The 13,607-nt window shown below is 63.4% G+C and carries 12 protein-coding genes; 10 read left to right on the plus strand and 2 right to left on the minus strand.

Going from position 1 to position 13,607, the window contains the following annotated elements; translation table 11 throughout:
• The first annotated feature begins 205 nt into the window (after positions 1 to 205).
• From edd to OKW35_RS29390, 4 genes are all read left to right on the plus strand, one after another.
• Positions 206 to 2,173 carry a phosphogluconate dehydratase gene (gene edd, locus OKW35_RS29375; RefSeq protein ID WP_429553912.1) on the plus strand — a complete coding sequence of 656 codons (1,968 nt, stop codon included), beginning with the start codon at positions 206 to 208 and terminating at the stop codon, positions 2,171 to 2,173.
• A gap of 2 nt (positions 2,174 to 2,175) precedes the next feature.
• Complete coding sequence (gene eda / locus OKW35_RS29380) at positions 2,176 to 2,817, plus strand: bifunctional 4-hydroxy-2-oxoglutarate aldolase/2-dehydro-3-deoxy-phosphogluconate aldolase (protein ID WP_090801837.1); 642 nt, start codon at positions 2,176 to 2,178, stop codon at positions 2,815 to 2,817.
• A gap of 256 nt (positions 2,818 to 3,073) precedes the next feature.
• Entirely contained in the window at positions 3,074 to 4,477 is a 1,404-nt protein-coding gene (locus OKW35_RS29385; protein ID WP_429490211.1) for a gluconate:H+ symporter, read from the plus strand.
• A gap of 10 nt (positions 4,478 to 4,487) precedes the next feature.
• Entirely contained in the window at positions 4,488 to 4,982 is a 495-nt protein-coding gene (locus OKW35_RS29390; protein WP_429553913.1) for a gluconokinase, read from the plus strand.
• Positions 4,983 to 5,080: 98 nt separating this feature from the next.
• On the opposite strand, the gene purB is transcribed toward OKW35_RS29390, so the two are convergent.
• Positions 5,081 to 6,469 carry an adenylosuccinate lyase gene (purB, locus tag OKW35_RS29395; RefSeq protein ID WP_429553914.1) on the minus strand — a complete coding sequence of 463 codons (1,389 nt, stop codon included), beginning with the start codon at positions 6,467 to 6,469 and terminating at the stop codon, positions 5,081 to 5,083.
• Between the two features lie 164 nt (positions 6,470 to 6,633).
• On the opposite strand from purB, the gene OKW35_RS29400 reads away from it, so the two are divergent.
• From OKW35_RS29400 to OKW35_RS29425, 6 genes are all read left to right on the plus strand, one after another.
• Complete coding sequence (locus OKW35_RS29400; RefSeq protein WP_429553915.1) at positions 6,634 to 7,590, plus strand: LysR family transcriptional regulator; 957 nt, start codon at positions 6,634 to 6,636, stop codon at positions 7,588 to 7,590.
• Positions 7,591 to 7,752: 162 nt separating this feature from the next.
• Positions 7,753 to 9,075, plus strand: coding sequence for a Glu/Leu/Phe/Val family dehydrogenase (locus OKW35_RS29405; protein ID WP_184022933.1), 1,323 nt, complete (start codon positions 7,753 to 7,755; stop codon positions 9,073 to 9,075).
• A gap of 284 nt (positions 9,076 to 9,359) precedes the next feature.
• Entirely contained in the window at positions 9,360 to 10,253 is an 894-nt protein-coding gene (locus OKW35_RS29410) for a glutamate/aspartate ABC transporter substrate-binding protein (RefSeq protein WP_184022934.1), read from the plus strand.
• A 90-nt stretch (positions 10,254 to 10,343) separates the two neighbouring features.
• The gene (locus OKW35_RS29415) at positions 10,344 to 11,084 is read left to right on the plus strand and encodes an amino acid ABC transporter permease (protein ID WP_184058438.1); all 741 of its coding nucleotides are present in this window, start codon (positions 10,344 to 10,346) and stop codon (positions 11,082 to 11,084) included.
• On the plus strand, positions 11,084 to 11,761 hold the full coding sequence (gene gltK / locus OKW35_RS29420; RefSeq protein WP_018421788.1) for a glutamate/aspartate ABC transporter permease GltK: 678 nt from the start codon (positions 11,084 to 11,086) through the stop codon (positions 11,759 to 11,761). Before OKW35_RS29415 ends, gltK begins: the two co-directional genes overlap by 1 nt.
• Entirely contained in the window at positions 11,758 to 12,483 is a 726-nt protein-coding gene (locus OKW35_RS29425; RefSeq protein ID WP_090801826.1) for an amino acid ABC transporter ATP-binding protein, read from the plus strand. Before gltK ends, OKW35_RS29425 begins: the two co-directional genes overlap by 4 nt.
• Positions 12,484 to 12,583: 100 nt before the next feature.
• On the opposite strand, the gene OKW35_RS29430 is transcribed toward OKW35_RS29425, so the two are convergent.
• Positions 12,584 to 13,543 (minus strand): class II glutamine amidotransferase, encoded by a 960-nt coding sequence (locus OKW35_RS29430; RefSeq protein WP_184050901.1) that lies wholly within the window; start codon positions 13,541 to 13,543, stop codon positions 12,584 to 12,586.
• Between the last annotated feature and the right edge of the window lie 64 nt (positions 13,544 to 13,607).

Consider the following 13,607-nt stretch of genomic DNA (forward strand, 5'->3'; position numbering starts at 1 on the left):
TAAGTGTATTCCCTGGGTTTCTGCTATAAAGCGCTAAGGCGCCGCCAGTAGGGCGACCTGGCGATCCGTGCCATGCGGCGCCGCAACAGAGTTCGTCATTGCGATCGTGTAGTTTTTCTACTAAGATGACGTCGTTCGATATCACAACCCCGCGATGCCGCCAGGTGTCATGCGTGCGCCTGCCGCCAGCGACGAAGGAGCTCCGATGGTTTCCCCGCATTCGCAATTGTTGAAGGTCACGCAACGCGTGATCGAGCGCAGCAAGCCCACGCGCGCAGCGTATCTGGCCCGCATCGAGCATGCGCAGGGGCGCTTTCCGGCGCGCGGCGCGTTGTCGTGCGCGAACCTCGCTCACGGTTTCGCCGGCCTCGAGGGCAACGACAAGCTCGTGATCAAGCAGATCCGCGAGCCGAATATCGGCATCGTGTCGTCGTACAACGAGATGCTGTCGGCGCACGCGCCGTACAAAAACTACCCGGACATCATCAAGCAGGCCGCGCGCGAAAACGGCGGCGTCGCGCAATTCGCGGGCGGCGTGCCGGCGATGTGCGACGGCGTCACGCAGGGCAACGCGGGCATGGAGCTGTCGCTGTTCTCGCGCGAAGTGATCGCGATGAGCACGGCCGTCGCGCTTACCCACAACATGTTCGACGCGGCGCTGTGCCTCGGCATCTGCGACAAGATCGTGCCGGGCCTGCTGATCGGCGCGCTGCAGTTCGGCCATTTGCCGACCATCTTCGTGCCGGCCGGCCCGATGGCAAGCGGCCTGTCGAACGACGACAAAGCCAGGACGCGTCAGCAGTTCGCGACCGGCCAGTGCGGCCGCGACGCGCTGCTCGAAGCGGAAGCGGCCGCCTATCACAGCCACGGCACCTGCACGTTCTACGGCACCGCGAACAGTAACCAGATGCTGATGGAAGTGATGGGCCTGCATCTGCCGGGCTCGGCCTTCGTGCATCCGCACACGCCGCTGCGCGACGCGCTGACCGCGCAGGCCGCGCGCCGCGTGCTCGATCTGACGGTCGAGCGCGGCCACTACATGCCGATCGGCCATGTGGTCGACGAGAAGGCGATCGTCAACGGCATCGTCGCGCTGCTGGCGACCGGCGGCTCGACCAATCACACGCTGCACCTCGTCGCAATCGCGCGCGCGGCCGGCATCGTGATCGACTGGGACGACTTCGACACGCTGTCGCAGGCGGTACCGCTGCTTGCGAAGATCTATCCGAACGGCAAGGCCGACGTGAACCACTTCCACGCGGCGGGCGGCGTCGCGTTCCTCGTGCGCAATCTGCTCGAAGGCGGTCTGCTGCATGAAGACGTGAACACGGTCGCGGGCAAGGGTCTGAAGCGCTACACCGAGGAGCCGAAGCTGCTCGACGGCAAGCTGCAATGGGTGGCAGGTGTCGAGGCGAGCGCGGACACAGCGGTGCTGCGCGGCATCAAGGAGCCGTTCCAGCCGGACGGCGGCCTGCGTCTGATGCAGGGCAAGCTCGGCCGCGGCGTAATCAAGATTTCGGCGGTCGCGGCGCAGCATCGCAAGGTGAAGGCGCCGGCAATCGTGTTCGATTCGCAGGAAGCGGTGCAGGAAGCGTTCGACAAGGGCGAGCTCAAGCGCGACTTCATCGCGGTGGTGCGCTTCCAGGGCGCACGCGCAAACGGCATGCCCGAGTTGCATCGTTTGACGCCGCTGCTCGGTGTGCTGCAGGATCAGGGTTTCCATGTCGCGCTGGTGACCGATGGCCGTATGTCGGGCGCGTCGGGCAAGGTGCCGGCGGTCATCCATCTGTCGCCGGAAGCGTTGCTGCAAGGCCCGATCGGCAAAGTGCGCACGGGCGACATGCTGGTGATCGACGCCGAAGCGGGCGTGCTCGACATCGAGATCGACGCAGCCGAGTGGGCCGCGCGTCCGAACGCCGAGCCGCTGCATCAGGCGGACAACGAAGTCGGCTTCGGCCGCGAGCTGTTCGGCGTGTTCCGTGCGGCGGCGGCGCCGGCGGAGCAGGGCGCGTCGGTGTTCGGCAAGCTGGTCGGCGAGGGCGGCACGGTCGACGGTCAGCACGGCCACGGCGGCCATCACAAGCACGGCCACGACGGTGACCATCAACCCAGCGACCATCATCACACGAGCACCGCGCAAGCCGGCGCGGCGCTGCAGAAACAAGGAGTCTGACTATGACGTCGAAAACAGTAAGCGATATCGTGCGCCTCGGCCCGGTGATTCCGGTGCTCGCGTTCGATACGGTCGAACAGGGGGAACACGTGTCGCGCGCGTTGCACGCGGGCGGCGTGAAGGTGCTCGAAATCACGCTGCGCACGCCGGCGGGCCTCGGCGCGATCGAGCGTGCGTGCGAACTCGCGGACGACATCGTGGTCGGTGTCGGCACGATCACGAAGCCCGAGCATTGCGCCCAGGCGAAGAAGGCGGGCGCGCAGTTCGGCGTGTCGCCGGGTCTGACCAAGGACATGCACAAGGCCGCGCAGGATGTGGGTCTGCCGCTGTTGCCCGGCGTGATGACGCCGTCGGACATCATCCTCGCGCTCGAGCTCGGCTACGAGATCGTCAAGTTCTTCCCCGCACAGCAGGCGGGCGGCGTGCCGATGCTGCAGGCGTTCCACGGCCCGTTCCCGGCGCTGAAGTTCTGCCCGACCGGCGGCATCACGCCGGAAAGCGCGCCGCACTTCCTGTCGCTGCCGAACGTGGTCTGTGTCGGCGGTTCGTGGCTCACGCCGAAGGCCGCGCTCGCCGCGCAGAACTGGGACGAGCTCACCCGCCTCGCGCGCGCCGCGAGCCAGCTGGCGGCACCCGCGCACTAAGCCCCACAACCCAATAGCGCATCGGTCAACTGAACCGGGCCCAGGAGTCTCGTCGATACAGCCGCATCAGGCTGTCGCGCCGAGACTCTTTTTTTACCTGATATGCGTGCTGGATTTGCGCGCGCTTTCTGGAAACAAACAGTAGAATTCAGCGTCCGCGCGGCTAGCCGGGTTTTCAGGCATCGCGCAGGTTGCCGTGAGACGAAGTGCCGGCCGCACCCGCACTCTGAAGTCAATAAACCAAAGGAGGGGCTTCATGGAATCTGCCCACGGCAGCTTGCTGCTGGTCTACGCATTGATCGCGATCGCGCTGCTGATCTTGATGATCACGCGCTTCAAGGTCTATCCGTTTCTCGTTCTGATCATCGTGTCGTTGCTGCTGGGCCTCGTGGCCGGCATGCCGATGCAGACCATCGTCAAATCGTTCGAAACGGGGAACGGCAACACGCTCGGGCACATTGCCATCGTCGTCGGTCTCGGTACGATGCTCGGCAAGATGATGGCCGAATCGGGCGGCGCCGAGCGCGTCGCGACCACGCTGATCAACTGGTTCGGTGAGAAACACATTCACTGGGCGATGATGGTGGTCGCGATCATCGTCGGCTTGCCGGTGTTCTTCGAAGTCGGCTTCGTGCTGCTGATTCCGATCGCGTTCAACGTCGCCAAGCGCACCAACAAATCGCTGCTGCTGGTCGGCCTGCCGATGGTCGCGGGTCTGTCCGTCGTGCACGGGCTGATTCCGCCGCACCCGGCCGCACTGCTCGCCGTGCAGGCGTATCACGCGGACATCGGCAAGACGATCGCCTACGGTCTGATCGTCGGCGTGCCGTGCGCGATCGTCGCCGGTCCGCTGTTCGCGTTGCTGGTGAGCCGTCATATCCAGTTGCCGAAGGAAAATCCGCTTGCCGCGCAATTTCTGGGCAGTGACGTGAAGGACGCCAACGGCGTGCAAAGTGGTAACGCCGCGAAGGCCGCTGCACCGAAGCGCGAACTGCCGGGCTTCGGCATCACGCTGGTCACGATCCTGTTGCCGGTGGTCCTGATGCTGGTCGGCAGCTGGGCCGACCTGGTCTTCGAGCCGAAGACGCTGCCGAACGATCTGCTGCGCTTTTTCGGCAATACCGACGTCGCGCTGCTGACGGCCGTGCTGGTCAGCTTCTGGACCTTCGGCGCGAGCCGCGGCTTTAATCGCGAGCAGATTCAGAAGTTCTGCGGAGAATGTCTGGCGCCGATCGCGGGTATTACACTGATTGTCGGTGCGGGTGGCGGTTTTGGCCGCGTACTGATGGATAGCGGCATTTCGAAGGAAATCACCAGCGTGGCGACCGCGGTGCATCTGTCGCCGCTGCTGTTCGGCTGGCTCGTCGCGGCGATGATGCGTCTCGCGACCGGCTCGGCCACCGTCGCGATGACGACCGCCTGCGGCATCGTCGCGCCGATCGCGGCGGCGGGCGCGGTGCAGGTGAAGCCGGAACTGATGGTGCTCGCGACCGGCTCGGGCTCGCTGATCTTCTCGCACGTGAACGACGGCGGCTTCTGGCTGATCAAGGAATATTTCGGCATGACGGTGGTGCAGACCTTCAAGACGTGGTCGCTCCTCGAAACCATCATTTCGGTGATGGGGCTGGGCCTGACCTTCGCACTCGCGGCGGTCCTGTAAGGAGTTTCAAATGATTCTGATCGCAATGGGCGTGTCGGGCGCCGGCAAGACGAGGATTGGCGAAATGCTGGCCGAGCGCCTGCATTGCGCGTTCACCGACGGCGACGCGTTCCATAGCGCGGCGAACAAGGAGAAGATGCACCACGGCATTCCGCTCACCGACGAAGACCGCTGGCCGTGGCTGAAGACGATCCGCGCGGCGATCGAGGAAAAGCAGAAAGCGGGCGAGACGGCGGTGTTCACGTGTTCGTCGCTGAAGCGCTCATATCGCGACATTCTGCGTGCCGGCGACAAGGACGTGTGCTTCGTCTACCTGAAGGGTTCGCGCGAGGTGCTCGCGGAGCGTCTCGGGGATCGCACCGGGCATTTCTTCGATCCGTCGCTGCTGCAAAGCCAGCTCGATACGCTCGAGGAGCCCGGTGACGACGAAGCGATCACGGTCAGCATCGATCTGACGCCGGAACAGGTCGTCGACGAGGTGCTCAGGCAGGTCGAAGCGCGCTGAGTCGTTGATTGCTTCGCGTTCCAGCTTCGAACGCGGGACGAAAAAAAGCCGCTCCTCGGAGCGGCTTTTTTATGCATTGAAGAAGCTGGGCCAGCAGATCAGCCGATCCGCTTCGCCAGTTCGACGGCCCGGCCGATGTACGAGCCGGGCGTCATCGCGAGCAGGCGGTCCTTCGCGTCCTGCGGAATCGCCAGGCCGACAATGAAGCTCTGCAGCGCCTCGCGCGTGATGCCCTTGCCGCGCGTGAGCTCCTTCAGCTGCTCGTACGGATTCTCGATGCCGTAACGGCGCATCACGGTCTGCACCGGCTCGGCCAGCACTTCCCAGCAGTTGTCGAGGTCTTCGTTCAGACGCTGCGCATTCACTTCGAGCTTGTCGAGGCCGCGGATCAGCGAGTCGTACGCGAGCAGCGAGTAGCCGAACGCGACGCCGATGTTGCGCAGCACCGTCGAGTCGGTCAGGTCGCGCTGCCAGCGCGACACCGGCAGCTTGTCGGCGAGGTGACGCAACGTGGCGTTCGCGAGGCCGAGGTTGCCTTCCGAGTTTTCGAAGTCGATCGGGTTGACCTTGTGCGGCATCGTCGACGAACCGATTTCGCCGGCCTTCGTGCGCTGCTTGAAGTAGCCGAGCGAGATGTAGCCCCACACGTCGCGGTCCAGATCCAGCAGGATCGTGTTCGCGCGCGAGATCGCGTCGAACAGCTCGGCCATGTAGTCGTGCGGCTCGATCTGGGTCGTGTACGGATTGAACGCGAGCTTCAGACGGTTCTCGACGACGTCCTTCGAGAATGCTTCCCAGTCGAACTCCGGATACGCGGACAGGTGCGCGTTGAAGTTGCCGACCGCGCCGTTCATCTTGCCGAGCAGTTCGACCTTCGCGATCCGCTCGATCGCACGCGCGAGCCGCGCGGCGACGTTGGCGATTTCCTTGCCGAGCGTGGTCGGGCTGGCCGGCTGGCCGTGCGTGCGCGACAGCATCGGCTGGGCGGCGTGCGCGTGCGCGAGCGCAACGAGGCGTTGATGCACCGAGCGCAGCGCCGGCAGGATCACGTGTTCGCGCGCGCCGGCGAGCATCAGGCCGTGCGACGTGTTGTTGATGTCTTCCGACGTGCACGCGAAGTGGATGAACTCGCTCGCGCGCTCCAGTTCTTCATGGCCCTTCACCGATTCCTTCAACCAGTATTCGACGGCCTTCACGTCGTGGTTCGTCACGCACTCGATTTCCTTGATGCGCGCGGCATCGTGCGCGGTGAAGCGCTCGGCCAGTTGCAGCAGGAATTGCTCGGACGCCTCGGAGAAGCGCGGCACTTCAGCGAAGCCGGCGCGCGACAGCGCGATCAGCCAGTGGATTTCGACCGTCACGCGATTGCGCATGAAGGCGGCTTCCGAGAGCCAGTCGCGCAGGGCTTCGGTTTTGGCGGCGTAGCGGCCGTCGAGCGGGGAAAGCGCGTTCAGCGCGAACAGGGTGTCGGGGCGGGTGTCGGACATGATGAGGACCGGGTTGAAGCGGTTGAGCGCTCAGCGAGCGGGTCGGGAACGGAGGGAACCGTGGATTTTACCACTGTGACGCGATGGGCCCGCCCGGATGCGTCGGTCGCAATCCGCGCCGCTAGAATGCTGACTTCTTCCCTCTCGACGGCAAGCGCAATCGCATGGAACTGAAATGGCTCGAAGACTTCATTTCGCTCGCGGAAACGCGTAGCTTCAGCCGCTCGGCCGAGTTGCGCCACGTCACGCAGCCGGCTTTCTCGCGCCGCATCCAGGCGCTCGAAGCGTGGCTCGGCACGGAACTGATCGACCGTTCTGTTTATCCGACGCGGCTCACGGCGGCCGGTCAGGTGTTCAACGAGCAGGCGCTCGCGATGCTGTCGCAATTCCACGAGGCGCGCGCGCTGCTGCGCGGCCACACGGCGACGCCCCAGGCGACGATCGAATTCGCGGTCCCCCACACGCTGTCGCTCACTTACTTCCCGCGCTGGCTGCAGCGCATCGAGGCGCAGATGGGCCCGATCCACACGCGGCTGCGCGCGCTCAACGTGCACGACGCGGCGCTCTCGCTGGTGGAAGGCGGCTGCGATCTGATGATGGGCTACCACCATCCGAGCCATCCGGTCGCGCTCGATCCGGCGCGCTACGACATGCTGACGCTCGGCCACGAGCCGATCAGCCCGTTCTCGGCGCCGGCCCGCGCGGGCCGGCCGCGTCACACGCTGCCAGGCTCGGCCGATGCGCCCGCGCCGTATCTGTCGTACACGCCGAACGCGTACCTCGGGCGCATGACCGAGGTGATTCTCGCGAACGCGCCGGAGCGCCTGTACCTCGACCGGCTCTACGAAACCGACATGGCCGAGGGGCTCAAGGCGATGGCGCTCGCTGGTCACGGCATCGCGTTTCTGCCGCATAGCGCGGTCGAAGATGCGGTGGCCGAAAGCCGGCTGATCCGCCTCGATCGCGCGACGCGCGGCACGCCCGAAGGGCAACTGACGCTCAGCATGGAGATTCGCCTGTATCGCGACAAGCTCGCCGCGAAAAGCGACGACGCGCGCCAGATTCTCGTGCGCCAGTTGTGGGACGTGGTGTCGGAGGAACTCCGGCAGAGCGCAGCCTGAGCCGCGGCATAAAACTCAAACTCGAACCCGCGTCGCGACGACGCGAATTTGCGGCTTTGCGAACGTTATGCAAGAAAAACATAACGGGATAAGGAAACGGCATTGGATTTCGATACGGCGTTTTTCCACAATGCCCGTACTCGATCAAACGCCGGAGCGTTCATGTCATCCCAGCAACAAGCCGCAGAATCGGTACAAGCCGCCTCAACGTTGCAAGCCGTTCCCTCCTACCTCAATAAGGAAGACCTCGGCCCTTGGGGCAACTATCTGCGCCAGGTCGACCGCGTCGCGCCGTATCTCGGTTCGCTGTCCCGCTGGCTCGAAACCCTGAAACGCCCGAAGCGCATTCTCGTCGTCGACGTGCCCATCGAACTCGACAACGGCACGGTCGCGCACTTCGAGGGTTATCGCGTGCAACACAACGTGTCGCGCGGTCCGGGCAAGGGCGGCGTGCGTTATCACCAGGACGTTACGCTATCCGAAGTGATGGCGCTGTCCGCGTGGATGTCGGTGAAGAATGCGGCGGTGAACGTGCCGTACGGCGGCGCGAAGGGCGGCATCCGCGTCGATCCGCGCACGCTGTCGCGTGGCGAGCTCGAGCGCGTGACGCGCCGCTACACGAGCGAGATCGGCATCATCATCGGACCGAATACCGACATCCCCGCGCCGGACGTGAACACGAACGAGCAGATCATGGCGTGGATGATGGACACGTACTCGATGAATCAGGGCCAGACGGCCACCGGCGTCGTGACTGGCAAGCCGATCACGCTCGGCGGCTCGCTCGGCCGTCGCGAGGCGACCGGCCGCGGCGTGTTCGTGGTGGGCTGCGAAGCGGCTCGCCGCATCGGCTTCGACATCGAAGGCGCACGTATCGCGGTGCAGGGCTTCGGCAACGTCGGCGGCATCGCCGCGCGTCTGTTCCAGGAGGCGGGCGCGAAGGTCGTCGCGGTGCAGGACCATACAGGCTCGGTGTACAAGTCCACCGGCATCGACGCGGTCGCGCTGCTCGACTACGTCGCGAAGACGGGCGGCGTCGGCGGTTTCCCCGAAGCCGATGCGATCACCGGTGATGAGTTCTGGACCGTCGAGTCGGACATCCTGATTCCGGCGGCGCTGGAAAATCAGATCACCGAAAAAAACGCCGGCAAGATCAAGACCAGGATCATCGTCGAGGGCGCGAACGGCCCGACCACTACGGCGGCGGACGACATCCTGCACGATCGCGGCATCCTCGTGATTCCGGACGTGGTCGCGAATGCCGGCGGTGTGACAGTGTCATATTTCGAATGGGTCCAGGACTTCTCGAGCTTCTTCTGGACCGAAGACGAGATCAACGAGCGCCTCGAGCGCGTGATGCGCGAAGCGTTCGCGGCGGTGTGGCAGGTGTCGAGCGAGCAGAACGTGTCGGTGCGCACGGCTGCGTTCATCGTCGCGTGTAAGCGGATTTTGCAGGCGCGCGAGATGCGCGGCTTGTATCCGTGATGGACCGTGTCCTATCTTGTTTGAAACGGCGGTGACGCGGCCCGGTATCCGGGCCGGGAGGCGCACACCGCCGAAACTTCGTGCATCAACGCGGTCCACAAGACGGCGTGTTTGACCGGCGGGCGGCATCCTATCGATGCCGCCCGCCTTCTCATATGCGCGAAACGGCCGTGCCACGGCGCCGCGAGCCCATCGCGGCGTGCGCGCAACAGAATGGTTAATAGCGATACTTTCAGAAAAATTACTTTGTTACACTGGCGCCGGTTCTTGCCAAGGAGATCAAGATGAAGATTAAAAAAGCTGCGCTGCTGCTCGCGACTCTCGGACTGTTTACGGTTGGCGCGCATGCGCAAGACTCGGGCACGCTGAAAAAGATCAAGGATACGGGCGTCATTTCGCTGGGCCATCGCGAATCGTCGATCCCGTTCTCCTATTACGACGAAAAGCAGAACGTGATCGGCTACTCGCAGGATTACGCGATGAAGATCGTCGAGGCCGTCAAGCAGAAGCTGAACATGCCGAACCTGAAGGTGAAGCTCGTGCCGGTCACGTCGCAGAACCGCATTCCGCTCGTGCAGAACGGCACGGTCGACATCGAGTGCGGCTCAACCACGAATAACCTCGAGCGTCAGCAACAGGCCGCCTTCACGAACACGATCTTCGTGATCGGCACGCGCCTGATGACCAAGAAAGATTCCGGCATCAAGGACTTCCCGGACCTGAAGGGCAAGACGGTCGTGACGACCGCCGGCACCACGTCCGAGCGCCTGCTTCGCAAGATGAACCAGGAGAAGAATATGGGCATGAACATCATCAGCGCGAAGGATCACGGCGAATCGTTCCTGACGCTGTCGACGGGCCGTGCCGCCGCGTTCATGATGGACGACGCGCTGCTCGCCGGCGAGCGCGCGAAGTCGAGCAACCCGGGCGATTTCGTGATCGTCGGCACGCCGCAATCGCGGGAGGCGTACGGCTGCATGCTGCGCAAGAACGACCCCGACTTCAAGAAGGTCGCCGACGACGCCATCGCGAAGGTGCAAACGTCGGGCGAAGGCGAACAGATCTACAAGCGCTGGTTCGAATCGCCGATCCCGCCGAAGGGCCTGAACCTGAACTTCCCGATGAGCGACGATATGCGTGCGCTGTTCAAGAACCCGAACGACAAGGCAATCGACTAACCGTAGCTGCTTTTTCGACACTTTCGAAACGCTGAACGCAACGGAAGGGGCCACGCGCTTCTTCCGTTTCTTTTTGCCGGAGTCTTGGTCATGTCATATCACTGGAACTGGGGCATTCTGCTGAGTCCCGTCTCCACGGGCGAGCCGACCACCTATCTGGGCTGGCTGTTCTCGGGGCTGCGGGTGACGGTCACCGTGTCGCTGTCGGCATGGGTGATCGCGCTGATCGTCGGCTCGCTCTTCGGTGTGCTGCGCACGGTGCCCAACAAATGGGCGTCGGGCGTCGGCACCGTCTACGTCGCGATTTTCCGTAACATTCCGCTGATCGTGCAGTTCTTCATCTGGTATCTGGTGATACCGGAGCTGCTGCCCGTGTCGATCGGCAACTGGTTCAAGCAATTGCCGCCGGGCGCGCAGTTCTTCTCATCGTCGATCGTGTGTCTGGGCCTCTTCACCGCCGCGCGCGTGTGCGAGCAGGTGCGCTCGGGCATCAACGCGTTGCCGCGCGGCCAGCGCGCGGCCGGTCTGGCGGTAGGCCTCACGCAGTGGCAGACGTATCGCTATGTGCTGCTGCCGGTCGCGTACCGCATCATCGTGCCGCCGCTCACCTCCGAGTTTCTGAACATCTTCAAGAACTCCGCGGTTGCCTCGACGATCGGTCTGCTCGATCTGTCCGCGCAGGCGCGCCAGCTCGTCGACTACACGTCGCAAACTTACGAGTCGTTCATCGCGGTCACGGTCGCATACATGCTGATCAATCTGATCGTGATGCAACTGATGCGCTGGGTCGAAGTGAAGGCCCGGCTGCCCGGCTATATCGGAGGAAAGTGATGCATCATTTCGACTGGAGCGGTATTCCGGGCGCGCTGCCTACGCTATGGACCGGCGCGATCATCACGTTCAAGATCACGCTGATCGCGATCGTATTCGGCATCATCTGGGGCACCATTCTCGCGATGTTTCGACTGTCGCCGATCAAGCCGCTCGGATGGTTCGCGCAGGCTTACGTGACGCTCTTCCGTTCGATCCCGCTCGTGATGGTGCTGCTGTGGTTCTTCCTGATCGTGCCGCAGGTGCTGCAAAGCGTGCTCGGTCTGTCGGCCGACATCGACATCCGGCTCGCCTCGGCGATGGTCGCGTTCTCGCTGTTCGAGGCCGCGTATTATTCGGAGATCATCCGCGCCGGCATTCAGGCGGTGCCGCGTGGGCAGGTCAACGCGTCGTTCGCGCTCGGCATGACCTATGGGCAGGCGATGCGCCTGATCGTGCTGCCGCAGGCGTTCCGCGCGATGGTGCCGCTGCTGCTCACGCAGGGTATCGTGCTGTTTCAGGATACGTCGCTCGTCTACGTGATCAGCCTCGCCGACTTCTTCCGCACGGCTACGAATATTGGCGATCGTGACGGCACGAACGTCGAGATGGTACTGTTCGCGGGCGCGTGTTATTTCGTGATCTGCGTGATCGCGTCGAGCCTCGTCAAAGGTCTTCAGAAAAAGGTCGCAAGATGATCTCTATCAAGAATGTTTCGAAGTGGTACGGCCATTTCCAGGTGCTGACCGACTGCACGACGGAAGTCAAAAAGGGCGAAGTGGTCGTGGTGTGCGGGCCGTCCGGTTCGGGCAAGTCCACGCTGATCAAGACCGTCAACGGACTCGAGCCGTTCCAGAAGGGCGAGATCGTCATCAACGGCCAGTCACTGACCGACAAGAAAACCAATCTCTCGAAGCTGCGCTCGAAGGTCGGCATGGTGTTCCAGCACTTCGAACTGTTTCCGCATCTGTCGATCGTGCAGAACCTGACGCTCGCGCAGGTCAAGGTGCTCGGCCGCTCGAACGACGAGGCGACCGCGAAGGCCCTGAAGCTGCTCGATCGCGTCGGTCTGCGCGCACATGCGGACAAGTATCCGGGGCAGCTGTCCGGTGGTCAGCAGCAGCGCGTGGCGATTGCGCGTGCGCTCTCCATGGACCCGATCGCGATGCTGTTCGACGAGCCGACCTCGGCGCTCGATCCGGAGATGATCAACGAAGTGCTCGACGTGATGGTCGAACTCGCGCAGGAAGGCATGACGATGATGTGCGTGACGCACGAAATGGGCTTCGCGAAGAAGGTCGCGCATCGCGTGATTTTCATGGACAAGGGTTTGATCGTCGAAGACGACCGCAAGGAAGACTTCTTCGCGAATCCGAAGTCGGATCGCGCGAAGGATTTTCTCGCGAAGATTCTGCACTGAGGGTGGGTGCGCAGGCCTCGTTTCGGCGCTCGCGCGGGACGAAAAAAAGCCGCTCCGTGGAGCGGCTTTTTGTTTCGCAGACGTAGGGTGACGCGGCGGCTTACGACTCGAACGCTGCCGTGTCATCGGCGGCTTCGAGATCGGTTTCGCTGTCGGGTGAAAGCGTGGTTGCGCTCGTGCCCACCGCGTGCGCGCCGTTCGACGCCGCGATCGTCGTGGCCGACGCCGATGCGTCGAGTGCCGGATTGCGCAACTTTTCGAGCACCGACTGCGGCACCGGAATATTGGCGCGGCCGATCACGTCGCCATGCTGGAACATCAGCAGATCGCCGGGCTTGAACGCGGTCCACACTTCGTTGTCGGTCAGCGGCTTGGTCGCGATGACTGCGACGCGGTCTTCGGGTGTCGTGTATTTGGCGAAATCGATCGATACGTCCGCGTCGACCAGATGCGCGGTCGAAAACGGCCAGCGACGCACGACGTAATGCAGATGCGTCGAGCAATGCGCGAACAGGGCCTGGCCGTTAGACATCAGGAAATTGAACACGCCGTACTGCGTGATTTCACGCGTGAGCGTCTCGAGCGCGGCGAACAGCTCGTGAAGCGGCGGCTGCTGCGCACCCGGAAAAGCCTTACGCAAACCTTCCAGTAGCGCGCAGAACGAGAGTTCGCTGTCGGTCGTGCCGACCGGCTGATACACGCCGTTCAGTTCCGGCGCGTAAGCCTGCAGATCGCCGTTATGCGCGAAGATCCAGTGACGCCCCCACAGTTCGCGCATGAACGGGTGGCAGTTTTCGAGCAGGATGTGCCCTTGCGTCGCCTTGCGGATGTGCGCGATCGTGTTTTTCGATTTGATCGGATAGCGCTTGACCATCTCGGCGATCGGCGACGTGGCCGACGATTGATGATCGATGAACAAGCGGCACGCCTTGTCTTCAAAGAAAGCGATGCCCCAGCCGTCGGCGTGGTGATCGGTGACGCCGCCACGCGCCGCAAAGCCGGTAAAGGAAAACGTGACGTCCGTCGGCGCGGCGCAGTTCATTCCGAGAAGTTGGCACATGTTGCAGGTGAGCCTGTGAACGGAGTGAGCCGTTACAATGATGATTTTCCAAGCATATCACCGA

Source organism: Paraburkholderia sp. MM5477-R1 (assembly GCF_050436385.1).
GTDB lineage: Bacteria > Pseudomonadota > Gammaproteobacteria > Burkholderiales > Burkholderiaceae > Paraburkholderia > Paraburkholderia tuberum.